The sequence below is a fragment of the Microbacterium hydrocarbonoxydans genome, from assembly GCF_000956475.1.
Lineage (GTDB): Bacteria > Actinomycetota > Actinomycetes > Actinomycetales > Microbacteriaceae > Microbacterium > Microbacterium hydrocarbonoxydans_A.
On record NZ_JYJB01000010.1, the window covers coordinates 1,034,729 to 1,051,216 of the forward strand.

The 16,488-nt window shown below is 70.2% G+C and carries 12 protein-coding genes; 7 read left to right on the top strand and 5 right to left on the bottom strand.

Annotated features, from left to right (window positions below; all coding sequences use genetic code 11):
* Window positions 1-2: 2 nt before the first annotated feature.
* A complete protein-coding gene (locus tag RS84_RS17555; protein ID WP_045259003.1) occupies window positions 3-1,310 on the top strand; it encodes a phosphotransferase in 1,308 nt (435 codons plus the stop codon).
* Here the strand turns inward: RS84_RS17555 and RS84_RS17560 are convergent.
* Together RS84_RS17560 and RS84_RS17565 are read right to left on the bottom strand one after the other, a co-directional pair.
* A complete protein-coding gene (locus RS84_RS17560) occupies window positions 1,256-4,753 on the bottom strand; it encodes an ATP-dependent DNA helicase (protein WP_045259004.1) in 3,498 nt (1,165 codons plus the stop codon). The two genes, RS84_RS17555 and RS84_RS17560, sit on opposite strands and share 55 nt — an antisense overlap.
* Entirely contained in the window at window positions 4,750-7,959 is a 3,210-nt protein-coding gene (locus tag RS84_RS17565; RefSeq protein ID WP_052676430.1) for an ATP-dependent helicase, read from the bottom strand. Before RS84_RS17565 ends, RS84_RS17560 begins: the two co-directional genes overlap by 4 nt.
* A 156-nt stretch (window positions 7,960-8,115) precedes the next feature.
* Between RS84_RS17565 and RS84_RS17570 the strand changes: the two genes are divergently transcribed.
* Both RS84_RS17570 and RS84_RS17575 read left to right on the top strand, forming a co-directional pair.
* A complete protein-coding gene (locus RS84_RS17570) occupies window positions 8,116-8,340 on the top strand; it encodes a DUF3107 domain-containing protein (RefSeq protein ID WP_045259005.1) in 225 nt (74 codons plus the stop codon).
* A gap of 3 nt (window positions 8,341-8,343) precedes the next feature.
* A complete protein-coding gene (locus tag RS84_RS17575; protein ID WP_045259006.1) occupies window positions 8,344-8,631 on the top strand; it encodes a hypothetical protein in 288 nt (95 codons plus the stop codon).
* A gap of 153 nt (window positions 8,632-8,784) precedes the next feature.
* Here the strand turns inward: RS84_RS17575 and RS84_RS17580 are convergent, their stop codons facing one another.
* A complete protein-coding gene (locus RS84_RS17580) occupies window positions 8,785-9,501 on the bottom strand; it encodes a ferritin-like fold-containing protein (protein ID WP_045259007.1) in 717 nt (238 codons plus the stop codon).
* Between the two features lie 166 nt (window positions 9,502-9,667).
* Here RS84_RS17580 and RS84_RS17585 point away from each other — a divergent pair, with 166 nt between their 5' ends.
* On the top strand, window positions 9,668-11,194 hold the full coding sequence (locus RS84_RS17585; protein ID WP_082062279.1) for a DEAD/DEAH box helicase: 1,527 nt from the start codon (window positions 9,668-9,670) through the stop codon (window positions 11,192-11,194).
* A gap of 43 nt (window positions 11,195-11,237) precedes the next feature.
* Here the strand turns inward: RS84_RS17585 and RS84_RS17590 are convergent, their stop codons facing one another.
* Window positions 11,238-11,897 (bottom strand): DNA-binding response regulator, encoded by a 660-nt coding sequence (locus RS84_RS17590; protein ID WP_235281522.1) that lies wholly within the window; start codon window positions 11,895-11,897, stop codon window positions 11,238-11,240.
* A 96-nt stretch (window positions 11,898-11,993) separates the two neighbouring features.
* Between RS84_RS17590 and RS84_RS17595 the strand changes: the two genes are divergently transcribed.
* Entirely contained in the window at window positions 11,994-12,923 is a 930-nt protein-coding gene (locus RS84_RS17595) for an oxidoreductase (protein WP_045259009.1), read from the top strand.
* Here RS84_RS17595 and RS84_RS17600 read toward each other — a convergent pair.
* A complete protein-coding gene (locus RS84_RS17600) occupies window positions 12,914-13,777 on the bottom strand; it encodes a PHP domain-containing protein (RefSeq protein WP_045259010.1) in 864 nt (287 codons plus the stop codon). The genes RS84_RS17595 and RS84_RS17600 overlap by 10 nt on opposite strands.
* 58 nt (window positions 13,778-13,835) lie before the next feature.
* Here RS84_RS17600 and RS84_RS17605 point away from each other — a divergent pair, with 58 nt between their 5' ends.
* Entirely contained in the window at window positions 13,836-14,864 is a 1,029-nt protein-coding gene (locus tag RS84_RS17605; RefSeq protein ID WP_045259011.1) for an endonuclease/exonuclease/phosphatase family protein, read from the top strand.
* A 147-nt stretch (window positions 14,865-15,011) separates the two neighbouring features.
* The gene (locus RS84_RS17610; RefSeq protein WP_045259012.1) at window positions 15,012-16,433 is read left to right on the top strand and encodes an aminopeptidase P family protein; all 1,422 of its coding nucleotides are present in this window, start codon (window positions 15,012-15,014) and stop codon (window positions 16,431-16,433) included.
* Window positions 16,434-16,488 lie beyond the last annotated feature (55 nt).

A 16,488-nucleotide genomic window follows, 5' to 3' on the forward strand; every position in this document is an offset into this window, starting at 1 on the left:
GGATGGGACGCTCTCCTTTCACTCTAGCCGCGGCCGTGACAGCCGCACTGCCCGGGGCGGAGGTGACGGGCGCCCGTGCCCTGACCGCCGGTGGCGACGGTCGTTTCGACTCCGCCATCGCATCGCTGAGCGACGGGCGCGAGCTCGCGATCCGCGTCGCAGACGACGATGAGGCTGCGACAGAGCTCGCCGCGGAGGCGCTCGCACTGAGAGCGCTGACGGCTGGAGCCCGGGCGATGCTGCCGTTCCGGATCCCCGAGTACATCGGCGAGACCCGCGTGAGCGACGGACGAGCCCTGGTCACCGAGCTCCTTCCCGGCTTTCAGATCGAAGCTGCTCATGTGCCCGCCGGGCGCGGCGCCGCAGAGTCGATGGGCGCGGCGATCGCCGCCGTGCATGCGATGCCGACCTCCGTGGTGCGCGGTGCGGGGTTGCCGGCGCGCTCGGCCCAGGAGACCCGCGACGAGATCGGCCGCGTCGTCGACGCGGCCGCCTCGACCGGGCGCGTTCCCGCGCGTCTGACGGTGCGCTGGCGCGAGGCCGTCGCCGATGACGACCTGTGGCGGTTCGAGTCCACAGTGACACTGGGGGGCGTGCAGGCCACATCCTTCCTGTTCGTCGACGACGCTGATCTCGGACCTCAGGTCTCAGGTCTGGTCGGCTGGCACGCGTTGTCGGTCGGCGATCCTGCGATCGACCTCGCCTGGCTCTCCGCAGCCCCGGAGGCGGCCGACGACGTGCAGGCCGCGTACGCGCGCGCCTCGCAGCGCACGCCTGACGCGGCGATCGAGGTGCGGGCCCGGCTGCTCGCCGAACTGGAGTTCGCGCGCTGGCTCGTGCACGGCGATTCTCTGCGCCGGGCGGACATCGTCGACGATGCCGCCGCATTGCTCGAGGCTCTCGCTGACGGGCTTCACTCCGACGACCTCACGGTGATCTCGTCTCGCGGCGAGGGCGTCGACTCGGCGATGGACGCGCTGGACAGCGTGCCGGCGAGCGCCGTGGCAGCCGTCGACACCTCGATGCAGACGGATGCCTACAATCCGAACGAGCTCTGGCGCGACGAAGATCTCGACGCCCCCGAGCGTGCCGAAGCCGTGGACGGCGACGATGCTCAGAACGACGCTGCGCATCGCGCCGAGGCTGCGGCCTTGGACACGGAGGATCTCTCCTCGCTGCGCCCATCGACATCCGACGGCGGCGGATCCGGGATCTCCCAGGGCGAGGACGAGGGCACCTCTCCCGAAGACGAGGCTCAGCGCGCCGCGCGCGCCGCACTCCAGCGGTGGAAGAGCTCCGACTCCGAGTAGACCCGGTCACCGCGGATCACGAGATCGTCCGCCACGTAGTACAGCGCGACGTCGATCTCTTCCAGCGGCACGCCGAACCGACGGTGGTAGGCCAGCCGGTACAGGGCGAGCTGCAGCATCCGCTCTTCTCGTTCCGCAGGCGTCCGCGGCGCCTTGCCCGTCTTCCAGTCGACGATCTCGATGCGCCCCCCGCGATCCTCGCGGCGATAGACGGCGTCGAGCTTGCAGATCACGACGTGGCCCTCGTGCCGCTCCGGCTCACCGGTATCCGAGAGCGACTCGCCCGGCTCCCCACCCAGGGCGAAGTCGATCTCGATCTCGACGGCGATCGGCTTGAGCGATCCCCACTCGCTGCGTTCGAAGATCTCCTGCAGGCTGCCGAGATCGGCGGCATCCGCGACAGAGACGTCGCCCGTGGCAGACGCCGCGTCGTCTTCGTCGAGCTCCCACAGGGCCTCGTCCGCTCGGGTGCCCACGCCGACCTGTCCGCTCCGGCGCTCGACCCACGCGTGGAAGAGGGTGCCGAGACGCGTCTGGCGGTACGGTCGCTCTGGCATGGGCCGCACGATCGATGAGAGCGTGCCGCCGAAGTCGGTGACGTAGTCCTTGAACCTGGATGCGGGCACACGCGTCGGCGGTGGCACATCCGTCCCCTGCAGGCGCGCTGCGCGCTCGGCCAGCAGACGCTCGAGCTCGGGGCTCGGCTGAGGCGTGTGCAGCGCGGCTTCGCGGACCGCATCGGCCGCAGCCTGGACGACCGTCCGCCGGGCGCCGAGCGGATCCAGGGGCCAGGTGAGGGTCGCACCGGGACCGTCGTACGGGTTCTGCTCGGGGTCGACGGGAGCGATCGGATCGAGGCCGAGCACCTCCATCGCCTGCAGCAGATACGGGCTCGGCACGCGCGGCTTCTTCTGCCCCGCCCAATGCGCGCCCGTGAGCAGCAGATCGGTACGGGCGCGGGTCACCGCGACGTACGCGAGCCGGCGCTCCTCCTGCTGCTGGTAATCGCGGTACGCCGCCTTGAACACGGTGAGGGCACCCGGAGCCGTCTTGCTGGCGCTGGTGAGCGAGGCGATGCCGGCTTTGAGCCGCTTCGCCGGATCGGTCTCACCCGCGACGGCCTCGTCGGGATCCCACGAGAAGCGCGGCAGCGCATCGCGATCGCCGCGCAACGCGAACGGAACCACTCCGAATCCGAACCATCCGGACGTGTCCGTCGGGCGGCTCGGCAGCTCGTCCGCGACGAGACGCACCACCGCCACCGCATCCCACTCGAGCCCCTTGGAGCCGTGGATGGTCAGCAGCTGCACCACTCCAGGCTCCGGGGGCTCGGGACGCGGCATCAGCTCGTCGGTGCTCTCAGCCTTGTCGAGCCAGGCGAGGAGGCTGCCGATGGTCCCCCGCTCATCGGCGGAGAGGAACGCGCGCACCTCGTCTGCGAAGGCGCGCAGCTGCGTCGCCGCGACGCGCGCAGGTCCTCGTGTCTCGTTCGCCGCGAGCTCGATGTCCAGTCGCAGCTCGAGCTCGATCAGCCGGATGAGCTCGGGGATCGGCTGCGCCGAAGCCCGCCGCAGACGCTCGAGCATCTCGCCTGCTGCGCGGATCCGGGCACGACCTTCCGCACTGATCCCGTCGATCATGCGATAGTCGTCGCGGACCGCGCGCACGACGTCGACCGCGTCGACGATCGAGATCGCTTCATCGGCTCCACGAGAGGATCGCAGTCGGATGCGGACCTCCTCCGGCAGCGGGCTCATGCCGGTGTCGGTCTCGGAGAGACGGCGGCCGAGGTCGTACAGTGCCGCCATGTCGGCCACGCCGATGCGGAATCGCGGTCCGGTGAGCAGTCGGATCAGCGCAGACCCCGCAGTCGGGTCGTGCACGACGCGCAGGGTCGAGACGACGTCGACGACCTCAGGGGTCGACAGGAGACCGCCGAGGCCGAGGATGCGATGCGGTATGCCGCGCGCAGCCAGGGCCGCTGCGAACGTCTGCATGTGCTTCTTGGAGCGGAACAGGATCGCGCCCGTGTGCGGCCGGCCTGCCGCCGGGGCGTCATGAGCGGCGCGACGGTCGGCGAACCATGTCGCGACCGCATCGGCCTCTTCGTCAACCGTGAACGGGAAGCGCACCTCGGCGCGGCCGTCTCCCGCACCCGGCCGCGGTTCGAGCGGCGGCACGTCGAGCCCCGGACGCTGCAGCGGCACGAGCACCTCGTTCGCGATGTCGAGGATGCGGCGATCGTTGCGCCAGCTCGTCATGAGACTGTACGTCTGCGCGTCACCCGCACGCGAGAAGGCCCGGGAGAACGCGTAGAGGTTGTCCGCGCTCGCGCCGCGCCACCCGTAGATCGACTGGTGCGGGTCGCCGACAGCCATCACCGCGGAGTCGCGGAACAGCTCGGCGAGGAACCGGGTCTGGATCACCGAGGTGTCCTGATACTCGTCCAGCAGGACCACCCGGTGCTGCTCGCGCAGCTCTTCGCGCACATCGGGTGCCGACTCGATGATGTCGTAGGCGCCGCCGACCTGGTCGGCGAAATCCAGCACTCCGCGCCGGGCCTTCTCGGAGATGTACTCGCGGACGAGTGCTGTGAGCGTCGGCAGGCTGAGCAGATTCGCCGCCGCCTTGTCGACGTCGCCGTTGCTGCGATACGGCTCGAACGCGAACGCCTGCTCGCGCGCGATGCGCTCGGCCTCGCCGAGGTCGACCCGATGGTCGAGGACGTCGCCCGCGAGCCGCTGCACGGCGTCGATGACGGTGCCTAGGGTGTAGTCGATCTCCTCGAGCTCGGGCAGGTCGCTGCGCAGCACGACCTCTCGGGCCAGCATCCATGATGCGGCCTGACTCAGCATCGCAACGTCCGCATCACGACCGATACGCGCGGCGTGCTCGCGTACGATGCCGTCGGCGAAGGCGTTGTAGGTCGACACGCGGGGACGGATCATCAGGTCCTCGGCGGATCGGGGCGTGGCGGGATCCCATCCGGTCGCGTACGACGCCGCCAGCTCGTCGAGCACGTGGCGCCGCACGAGTTCGCGCTGGCGCCCCTGTGCGGACTCGTCGACGCGGCGCAGCGCGCCCGAGGACACGATCTCGGAGAGGTACGGCAGGAGCCCGCGCCGCCCGTACTCGTCGATCACGGCCAGGCGGGCGCCGATGCGCTCGGCGAGCTCGCCCGCCGCCTTGCGTGTGAACGTGAGGCCGAGGATCTCGTCCCGGCGCACGTGTCCGTTCGCCACGAGCCACACGACACGGCCCGACATCGTCTCGGTCTTGCCGCTGCCCGCTCCCGCGACCACGAGTGCCGGTGCGGGCGGGGCTTCGATGACGCGCTGCTGCGCAGCGGTCGGAGACGGCTGGCCCAGCGCCGCCGCGACGTCGGTCGCCGAGAGGTTCAGCGTGCCCGCCCACACGGAGGTCGCCGTCTGCAGAAGGCTCATGCGCTCACCGCCGGCACAGAGTGGATCCTGCAGGGCTTGACTCGGTTCCCCTGCGTGTCGGCGCAATGCGCTTCGACCTGGGCGGTGAAGCTCGACGCCGCCATGCCACGAGCGGCCTCGGCCACGCGCAGGAGGAACGCGGTGCGTCCCTCGTCGTCGAGAGTGTGCTGATGGGCGATCCGATAGTCGCTCTTCGCCAGCGTCTTGGATACGAGCACCAGCCTCGCGCCCGCGAGCGCCGCCGGGTCGGCGCCGTCGATGAGGCCCTGCTGCACGGCCAGCTGATATGCCGCGAGCTGTGCGTGCTCGAGCACTCCGGCGTCGGACTCGGGGTCGTTCTTGCCCGTCTTGAGGTCGACGATGACGACCCTCTCGCTCTCCGATCTCGCGGTGATGCGCTCGGCCCCCCGCCCTCGCGCGTGTGCGTGGTCGCCCGCACCGGCCGGGTACGCTTCGACGCGGTCGATGAAACCGTGGATGATCGCCTGGCCGCTGCGGTCCTCGCCGACCTCTCGCACCGCCGGCTCGTCGCCCACATCGACCGCGAACCGGAACTCCACCTCGCTCGCGATGATCCGTCCTCCGTCGGCGCGGACGTCTCCGAGATAGGCGTGCAGTCTCTCGACGAGCAGGTCCGCGCGTCGGCGCTCTTTGCGCCCGATCCACTCCGTCTCGAAGTCGAGCTCCGGCCAATGCTCGGCGACGATCGCCCGCATGCGCTCCAAGTCGCCGTCAGGGACCTTCTCCATCGCCTCGTGCACGATCGTGCCGATACCCGCGGTCGGCGGCATCACGGTGTCGCCGCCGAGGGCTGCGACCACCCAGTTGACGCCGCACTCCTCGAAGGACTCCATCTTCGACGGCGACACGCTGGCACCGTCGACCGCGAGGTCTCGCAGAGGGGCATCGGTCGTCGGCGGCAGCACCCCGTACCACTCGGCCGGGTCGGCACCCGGCACGCCTTCGCGAGCCAGCACTGCGAGCTGCCGCGCCGCATCCGCGCGGACCGTCGCGGAGGAGGACGTCGTGAGGGCCCGGCGGTGACGCGCGACGAGACCGCGCAGGGTGAGCGGATGCTCGGCCGAGGCGTGCATCTCGGGCGGATCCGGCTGCGGCAGGAAGCCGAAGAAGGCACTCGGCGACATGTCGTCGTCGTCGACCGCTGTGACCAGCAGGCGCCGTCGCGCTCGTGAGACGGCGCGGACGAAGAGGCGCAGCTCGTCGTGCAGAGCCGAGCGACGTCGATCGAGGACGCCCGGTTCTTCGAACACTGCTCCCCCGCGCGCGGCGGTGATCACATCGGCGAGGCGCCAGGTCTGCAGCATCCCGCCGCGCAGCCGCACGTTCGGCCAGACGCCGTCCTGCACGCCGGCCACCACGACCGCGTCGAACTCGGTGCCCAGAGCCGTGGCCGGCGTGAGCAGCGTGACCCGGCCGGGTCGTTCGGGACTCGACAGGGAGTCCTCGGGGATCTCGCTGTCCAGGATGTCGCGCACGAAGACCTCTGGCCTCTCGTTCGGCGCCCGCTCGACGAACCTCTTCGCCGCGTCGAACAGCGAGACCAGCGCGTCGAGGGCTCGCGCGGTCTCAGCGCCGCCGGCCTGCAGAGCGGTCTCACGCCAGGCGACATGAAGGCGTCGGCCGTCGACGGCACGCGACTGATCCCACACGCGCCAGAGCAGGTCGTGGATCGTCTCGCCGCGCTCGGCTGCCTCTGCGACCTCCGCGATCGTCGTCGCGAATCGTGCGGCCGAGCGGGCCTCTGCGGCGTCGATGAGGTCGAAGTGCGCGGGAGCCGCGAACGCCTGACGCAGCAGTTCGCGCGCGGGGGTCGACCCGCCGTTCTCGAGCTCGATGTGCCGCAGCCGCGCGCGCAGACGCCGCAGGCCGATCGCGTCCATGCCTCCGAACGGCGTGCGCAGCGCCTCTTCGAGCTCCTGCGGTGTCCGATCCTCGACGGGGGTGAGCGCGAGCCGCACGGCGCTCACGATGTCGCGCACGATCGTCTCGCTGCCGAGCGGACGCTGCACACCTGCGGCTCTGGTCGGGATCTCGCGCGCAGCCAGTTCCGCCTCGAGCATCGTGACCTGACGGGTGTCGTGGGCGATGACAGCCATCCGGTCCCACGGAAGAGAGTCGTTGAGATGCCAGTCGCGCATCACGCCGGCGATCCGATCGAGCTCCTCGTAGGGCGAGGGGGCGATGAACGTCGTCACCGAGGCGTCGGCCTCCGGCTCCGCGACCGGCCCGGGAGCGCGGCGGTGCTCGACGCGCCCTGATACGCCGATCGCCTGGGTCACGGTGCGCGTGAGAGCGGTGAGCGCCGGCGCCTGCCGGTGCGGGCCGTCGAGCACGTGCACCGTGCCGAGGGCGCCGGCGAGCTGAGCGAACAGCTCGGGGCTCGCGCCCCGGAACGCGCCGGACGAGATGTCGGGATCGCCGAAGGCGAGCACGGCGATCCCTCGCGCCTGCAGAGCCTGGACGAGGGCGACGCCGCCGCGCGTGAGCTCCTGCGCATCGTCGATCAGCACGACCCGCAGAGCCGCGAGCGGTCCGAGGGTCGCGGCATCCGCCGTGTGCAGGATCGCCCCCGCCTCGGCGACCAGGTCGGCTGCGTCACGGTGAGCGGAGCGTGCCGCGTCGAGCACACCGCGGTACTCGACGAGGAACTCCGCCACGGCGGCCCACGCGGGTTCTCCCGCCGCGCGGAGCTCGTCGGGCCCGGCTCCCAGCTCGGTGCACTCGGCGAGGAACGCGCGCAGCTCGGTACGGAATCCCTTGGACAGACGTACGGGGGCACTCAGCGCCTCCGGCCAGGGGATGCGCTCGTCCTCCGCGTCTCCGGCGAGGAGCTCGGCGATCAGCCGATCCTGATCGGCCCCGGTGAGAAGCGCGGGCGGCTCGAGTCCTGCCCGCACCATCGCGCCGCGCACGACCTGGAACGCGAAAGACCCGAGAGACCGGGCGAGCGGGCCGGGCGTCGCCTGCCCGATGCGCACGCCGATGCGGTCGCGCAGCGCGGTGGCCGCCTGCCGATTCGGCGTCAGCACGATCAGCTCCTCCGGGCGCAGGCCCTCGGCGTCGAGGAGATGCACCACGCGATCGACGAGGGTGCGGGTCTTCCCCGTGCCCGGGGCGCCGATGATGACGCCGGATGCCGTCGCCGGGGCACCGACGACGGCCCGTTGCGCAGCATCCTGTGTCATGGAATCCACGCTACTGGGACGCGCGGACATCGAGATCGAGATGCCCTCCACACGACGATGTGCGCTCACGGCGTAACCCGCGCCGTGAGCGATCCTGGCCCTGCCCGCCGGGGTAGAGTTGGGCGCAGTCAGTAGCCTCACACCCAGGGAGCACGCGTGGAAATCCGCATCGGCATCGTCAACACCGGCCGCGAACTGAACTTCGAGACCTCCGCCAGCGCCGATGAGGTGCGCGCCAAGGTGACCGCCGCTCTCGAGCAGAGCTCGACGCACCTCGACTTCGCCGATGTCAAGGGCAACTCCTACCTCGTCCCGACCGCGAACCTCGCCTACATCGAGCTGGGCACCGAAGAGTCCCGCCGCGTCGGCTTCGTCGCCTGAGCCGTGTACATCCTTCTCGCACTCATCGGAGCGTGCGTGCTCGGCATCGCCGCTCATTACCTGATCGCCGGGCGTGAACTGCGCGGCGTCGCGGTGACCCCGGCGATCGCCACGGCCCTGGCCGCGATCGTCTACACCGGCTCCCAGTGGGCCGGCGTCGGCGAGGACAGCGTGTGGCTGTGGCTGGCGAGTGTTCTCGGCTCCGTCATCGTCGCAGCCCTCGCGACGATCGCCATCGTCGCGGTACGTCGACGGTCGGATGCCGCGGCCAAGGTCGCGCTCGGCATCTGAGACCCGGTTTCGTCCTCTCCGGCATCCGCACGCGCGCGTGAATCGTCGGAGTTCTCCTGCGACGCGCCGCGTGAGGCGTTCTGCGCGCGGCGCGTCGCCGAAGAACTCCGACCTCTCGCGCACCGCTGAAGCCGGCCGGCGCCTGCGGGCTGCCTAGGAGGCGAGCCCCATCGCGTCCATGCGACGTGCGTGCGCGCCCATGAGCTCCGTGTACACGGGCTCGATGCGCTCGTCATCCGCCGCTGCGAGGCGCTCGGGGCGCAGCGCCGATCGGCAGACGAGGATCGTGTCGCCGACGAGACGGCGCGCCCACATCGACAGCAGCGACCGCCACTCCTCGTCACTCTCGATCGTCTCCTGGATGATCGCGACGATCTCGTGGCGCGCATCGTCCTCACTGAGGATCTGACGCACCTTCTCCCCCGTCTCGCCATAGCTCGAGGCGAGGGCCAGGTAGAAGTCGTCGAGCATGCCCGCGGTGATGTGCACGGCCAGCATGGTCTCTTGCGGGCGCGCACCGATCGTCTTGCGCCGGAACGCGTCGAGGTTCTCGCGGAACGGCAGCATGAGCTGCGTCGGGTCCTCGCCGCGCGCCGCGATGAGATCCACGATCGCGCGGTGCTTGGTGAGCGTGGCGCCCGCTGCGCGAGACAGCGACTCCTTCTCGGAGAGCTCTGGCGTCGCCCGGATGAGACGGGTGAGCGTCTCGAAGTAGCCGAGCTGGAGGTAGGCCGCCTGCCCGAGGAAGCGGTTGAGCTCGGGAGCGAGTTCGGCGAAGTCGACGCGCGTCGCGCCGCTCTGCTCGCCGCGGCTGCGCAGCGCGAGCGTGCGGCGCGGGGTCTTGCTGCGATTCCAGAACCAGTTCACCACGGCTTCACACTACTCGTGGCGGGCACCTCTCGAGGGTCCCGGGCGCCCTCGGGTAGGCTGGTGTCGTCCCCGCCGTCGGAGCGGGGCCCCGCGCCTGTGGCACGCAGAGGGCGTGGATCCATGACGAGGCGACTGTTCCATGTCGCCGGACAGGCACCTGAACATAGTGACAACCTTCGCTGATCTCGGTATCGATCAGGACATCATCGACGCGCTCGCCTCCAAGGGCATCGTCGACGCGTTCCCCATCCAGGAGCAGACCATCCCCCTTGGCCTGCCCGGCCAGGACATCATCGGCCAGGCCAAGACCGGAACCGGCAAGACCTTCGGTTTCGGCATCCCGGTCGTCCAGCGCCTCGGCCTCGACCCCGAGCACGGCGTCAAGGCGCTCATCGTGGTTCCCACCCGCGAACTCGCGGTGCAGGTGTACGAGGACATCGACCTGCTCACCAGCAACCGCTCCACCAGCGTCGTCGCGATCTACGGCGGCAAGGCCTACGAGGGGCAGATCGACCAGCTCAAGGCCGGCGCGCAGATCGTGGTCGGAACCCCCGGCCGCCTGATCGACCTCGCAGGCCAGCGCCTGCTCGACCTGTCTCACGCGACCGAGGTCGTGCTCGACGAGGCCGACAAGATGCTCGACCTCGGCTTCCTCGCCGACATCGAGAAGATCTTCCAGAAGGTCCCCGCCGTGCGGCACACGCAGCTGTTCTCGGCGACCATGCCCGGACCGATCGTCGCTCTGGCTCGACGATTCATGTCGAACCCGATCCACATCCGCGCGACCGACCCCGATGAGGGCCTCACGCAGGCGAACATCAAGCACCTCGTGTACCGGGCGCATTCCATGGACAAGGACGAGATCATCGCCCGCATCCTGCAGGCCGAGGGTCGCGGCAAGACCGTGATCTTCACCCGCACCAAGCGCGCCGCGCAACGTCTGGTCGACGAGCTCAGCGACCGCGGCTTCAATGTCGGCGGAGTGCACGGCGACATGGGCCAGGACCAGCGCGAGCGCTCGATGGCCGCGTTCAAGGCCGGCAAGAAGGACGTCCTCGTCGCCACAGACGTCGCCGCCCGCGGCATCGACGTCGACGACGTGACGCACGTGATCAACCACACGATCCCCGACGAGGACAAGACGTACCTCCACCGGGCAGGCCGCACCGGACGTGCGGGAAAGACCGGCATCGCCGTGACGTTCGTGGACTGGGAGGACCTGCACAAGTGGGCCCTCATCAACCGCGCCCTCGAGTTCGGTCAGCCCGAGCCCGTCGAGACCTACTCGTCCAGTCCCCACCTCTTCGAAGACCTCGACATCCCCGCGGGTACCAAGGGTCGCCTGGTGACGGCTCCCAAGGCCGAGAAGCCGGCGCGCGCTCCGCGCGCCGAGCGGGCAGCGGATGCCGCGGCCGAGGGCTCCACGGAATCCGGCACGCGCCGTCGCCGCCGTCGTCGCGGCAATGCGGACCAGGTCGGATCCACCTTCGCCGAGGGTGCCGACAGCGGCGCAGACGCACAAGGCTCGAACGACACCGCACAGGCCGACCGCTCGGCCGAGGGCGCCGGAACCCACGACGGTGCCGGCAAGGAGCACCACGACGGCAAGCCCGCTCCCGCGCGCCGCCGCCGTCGCCGCCGCGGCGGCGGCGGCTCGGGCGGAGCCGGAGCGGGTCCGGTCGTCGGAGCCTGATGATCGCCGAAGGGGCGGATGCTGCGGCATCCGCCCCTTCTGTCTAGACCAGGCCGAGTTCCCGGGCCCGCACTCCGGCTTGAAAGCGCGACTCCGCGCCGAGGGCCTCCATGAGTTCGGCCACCCTTCTGCGGTAGGTGCGGACGCTCAAGCCCATGGCCCGCGCCGCAGACTCGTCCTTGACACCCGCGCCGAGCAGATCGAGGACCTGCGGCGCGAGCTGCCTGATCTCGGCGCTCGCGGCGTCGTGCACGTCGAGATCCGTCGACGCGCGCCATGCGGCCTCGAACAGCGAGGTCACGCCCTGCACTGCGTCGCGCTGCGTGATGATGCTGTAGGTGCGCTCGCCGGCGCGCCGATCGCCCGCGAGGATCGCCACACGCCGGTCGAGGATGATGGTCTCGTTGACCTCGTCGCCGGTGACCCGGATCGAGACGCCCGGGTTGCTGCGGATGTGATCGAGACGCTGCGACCACCCGGGATCGAGCAGCGTGCCGCTGCGGAAGACCTTGCGCACGGTCGCACCTGCAGGAGGCGGGGGCATCGCGGCCGGTCCTGTCGACGCCCACCGCCAGCTCGCGAGGTCGTTCGCGGCGCACGCGATGTCCGTCGCATTCTCGAACAGGCGCGCGGTTCTGCGCATGACCTCGGCCTCGCCGCGCACGACGACGACGCTCTCCTCGGTCCGTGTCATGATCGCCATGCCTCCATCGTGCTCGAGTGGCGCCGCTCGACGTCCTCCGTGGCAACATCCTGCCAGCCGTCGCGATTCCCCTCGACTGCGAGCGACTCTGAATGCATGACAGCACAGAACGACCTCCTCCCCCTCGCAGCCGCATCCGCCGGAACCTGGCAGCTCGGCGACCGCACCGTCAACCGCCTCGGCTTCGGGGCGATGCGTCTCACGGGCATGCCGTGGGATCCGAAGCCGCGCGACCGTGACGCGGCGATCGCGGTGCTGCGCCGGGCGGTCGAGCTCGGCGTCAACCACATCGACACCGCGGCCTTCTACTTCAACGGCGTCCGCTCGTCCAACGAGCTCATCGCGACTGCTCTGCAGCCTTACGATCGCGACATCGTGCTCACGACCAAGGTCGGCCCCGCGCGCAGCCGTGAGGGAGAGTTCGAGCCCTATGCTCGGCCCGAGCAGCTGCGCGCCCAGGTCGAGGAGAACATCCGCCAGCTCGGCGTCGAGCGCGTCGACGTCGTGAACCTGCGCTGGGGCTCGAGCCTCGGCAAAGAGGAGGGCACGCTCGCAGATCACATCGGCGCACTCGCGGAACTGCGCGACGACGGGCTGCTGGGCGCAATCGGCGTCTCGAACGTGTCAGGGGTGCAGCTCATCGAAGCCCTGGGCGTGGCTCCGATCGTGTGCGTGCAGAACCGCTACTCGCTCACCGAGCGGGCGGACGACGAGGTGCTCGCCCTCACCCGCGAGCGCGGCATCGCGTTCGTGCCGTTCTTCGCGATGGGTGCAGCGGTACCCGGCGCGCTCCCCGGCGGAGCTCACGACGAGACGGGAGCCTCCGAAGTGGACGCCGTCGCCGCCGCTCATGGCGCGACATCCGCGCAGATCCGCCTCGCATGGACACTTCATCGTGGACCCAACGTCCTGGCCATCCCCGGCACGGGCGACCTGCAGCACCTCGAGCAGAACATCGCGGCCGGTGCCATCCGGCTGACGGACGACGAACTCGCGACGCTCGACGCGATCGCGCGTCAGGGATAACGCGGCGAGAACCCGGTGGCGCGGTCGACGAGCCGCGCCACCATCTCGTCCGAGGTGGTGTTCTCCCCCGGCCGGTTCGGCTTGCCGCTGCCGTGATAGTCGCTCGATCCCGTGACGATCAGGTCGTGCTTCTTCGCCAGATCCCGCAGCACGCGCTTGCCGGACTCCGTGTTCTCGCGATGGTCGATCTCGAAACCGCCGAGCCCCTCCTCGATCAGGCGCTCGACGAACGGCACGGGCATCATGCGGTCACGGCCCGCGGTCGAGGGGTGTGCGATGATCGCGACACCACCCGCGTCCGTGATCAGTCTCACGGCGGTGAGCGGGTCAGGCGCGTAGTGCGGCTCGTAGTACCCCTCACGAGGGTGCAGGATGCCGTCGAACGCCTCCGTGCGGTCGCGCACGATCCCGCGGGCGATCAGCGCATCGGCGATGTGCGGGCGGCCGACGGTGGCGTCGAGGGTGGTCTGAGCCAGCACGTCCTCCCACAGCAGGTCGTAGTCGCGGCCGATGCTCCGGACGATGCGCTCGGCGCGGCCGACCCTGTCGCCGCGGATGCGATCGGTCTCCGCGGCGAGCGCCGCGTCCTCGGGATCGAACAGGTAGCCGAGCACGTGGACGCTCCGCCACTCGTGTTTGGCCGACAGCTCCATTCCGGGGATGAAGGTCATGCCGAGCGTCACGGCCGCGTCCCCCGCCTCGGCCCATCCGGTCGTCCTGTCGTGATCTGTCAGCGCCGCCGTCCTCACGCCGTGCGCGTGCGCCTGCCGCATGACCTCGGCGGGCGCCTCCGTGCCATCCGAATGATTGGAGTGCAGGTGCAGATCCGCGGGGCCGGAGAACAGGTGCGACATGCTCCGAGCGTAGCCCGGCGGCAGAGACTTCACAGACTGCGCTTCTAGGCTGGAGGGGATGCTTCGACTACTGGGGATCCTGTTCACCGTGCTGCTCGCGATCGCGACGGCGATCGCGGTGTGGCCGCAGTTCTTCCACCTCGAGCAGACCTATCCGTTCGCGCAGGTCGTCGCCGCGCGAGGGGCTGTTCTCGGGGCGCTGCTGCTGCTCGCGCTGCTCGCGATGCTGCTGATGCTCTCGAAGACGCTGCGCGGGTTCGCGGCATCCGTCTTGATCATCGCCCTGCTCGGCGCCGCGGCCACCGCGCTGATCGGGGTGAATCGCGGGTTCGGACGCAACACCCTGCCTGATGCGACCGACACCAGCATCCGGGTCCTCAGCTGGAACACCGCGGGCGAGGTGGTCTCCGCCGAGACGATCGCTCAGGAGGTCGTCGACAGCGGAGCCGACATCGTCGCACTGCCGGAGACGACCGAGGCTGTGGGCGAGGAGATCGCCGTGATGCTCCGCGACCAAGGGCACCCGATGTGGGTGCACAACGTGCAGTTCAACCCCGACGTCGTCGACGGACCCAAATCGTGGCAGACGACAGTGCTGGTCGCCGCCGACCTCGGCCAGTACTCGGTCATCGAGTCGTCACAGGACGGATCGAGCAACACCGGCTCCGTGCCGAGCGTGGTGCTGATGCCGGTCGACGGCTCCGGCCCCACGATCGTCGCGGTGCACGCGGTCGCTCCGCGACGCGAGGAGATGGGCCAGTGGCGCAGCGACCTGCAGTGGATCGCCGATCAGTGTCCTGAGGGCGACTTCATCCTCGCCGGAGACTTCAACGCGACGATCGACCACATGGCGCCGCTCGGTGTCGGCGGCGGCGACATGGGCTACTGCCGGGACGTCGCATCGCGCACCGGCAACGGGCTCAGCGGCACCTGGCCGAGCTCTCTGCCCGAACTGCTCAGCGCCCCGATCGACCATGTGATGGCCTCGCAGAACTGGACGCCGACGGGGTCCATGATCATCGCCGACGCCAGCGGCAGCGATCACCGCGGGCTGGTCGTGCAGCTGGAGCCCGCGGCGACCGAATGATCCACGGCTCCTCGACCGAGCCTGACCCCAGACGAATCGCTCATTCCGGCCCGACGCCGGCTCGCCGGATGAGACGAATCGTCGGCATCCGCGTCCTCTCTCCCGCCGGCCCGCGCGAACGGGCCGACGGGGTGACAGACTTGATGCATGAACACCGGAGAACGCGACACGATCGCCGAGCCCACGGCTGAGCCGACCACCGAGAACAGCACCACGAACCGCAAGCAGCCGTTCCCGCAGGGCTTCCTCGACACCATCTCGACCGGATGGGCCGAGCGTCCAGAGTCGCTGCCGTCGCAGCGCGCTCAGGCGCCGTACGCGGCAGCTCGCCGCGCAGCCGTCTCGGCTGCCTTCCCCGGCAAGCGCCTGGTGATCGCGGCCGGATCCCTGAAGCAGCGCAGCAACGACACCGACTATGTGTTCCGCGCGCACTCCGCGTTCGCGCATCTCACGGGCTGGGCGTCGGATGCCGAGCCCGACTCGCTGCTGGTCTTCGACCCGACCGACGACGGCCACGACGTGACGCTCTACTTCCGTGAGCGCGCCGATCGCACCACGACCGAGTTCTACGCCGATGCGACGATCGGCGAGTTCTGGATCGGACCGCGCCCGGCGCTCGCCGGCGTCGCCGCCGACCTCGGCGTCTCGACCGATCACCTCGAGGCCTTCGAGGCGGGCGACGACGACCTCACGCTCGACGACGCCGAGCTCGCGCGCTTCGTCTCCGAGCTGCGGCTCGTCAAGGACGAATTCGAGATCGCCGAGATGCGCCGCGCCGTCGAGATCACGGCGAACGGCTTCGACGACATCATCCGCTCGCTCCCCCAGGCCGTCGCGCACGCTCGCGGCGAGCGCGTGGTCGAGGGCGTGTTCCACCGACGCGCGCGCGAAGACGGCAACGGCGAGGGCTACGACACGATCGCCGCATCCGGTCCGCACGCCTGCTACCTGCACTGGACGCGCAACGACGGCACCGTGGTCCCGGGCGACCTCATCCTCGTGGATGCGGGTGTCGAGGCCGACAGCCTGTACACCGCCGACATCACGCGCACGCTCCCGGTCTCCGGCACATTCACCGAGGTGCAGCGCCGCGTCTACGAGACCGTGCGCGAGGCTGCGGACGCCGCGTTCGCCGCCGCCCAGGTCGGCGTGCCTTTCCGCGACGTGCACGGCGCCGCCATGCAGGTCATCGCCCAGCGCACCGCTGAATGGGGCCTCCTGCCGGTGACGGCCGAAGAGGCACTCGATGCGGATGCCGGCGGCCAGCACCGTCGCTACATGGTGCACGGCACGTCGCACCACCTCGGCATCGACGTGCACGACTGCGCGCAGGCGCGCCGGGAGATGTACTACGACGGCATCCTCGAGCCTGGCATGGTCTTCACGATCGAGCCGGGACTGTATTTCCAGATCGACGACCTCACGGTTCCCGCGGAGTATCGCGGCATCGGCGTGCGCATCGAGGACGACATCCTCATGACCGCCGATGGCCCCGTGAACCTCTCGGCCGGCATCCCGCGCACCGCGGACGAGGTCGAGGCGTGGATCGCGCGGGTGCAGCAGGGCTGAGCCGTCCCCCGGTCCTCTCCGGGAGATCACAGACCATCGGTGATCTTCCGGGGAG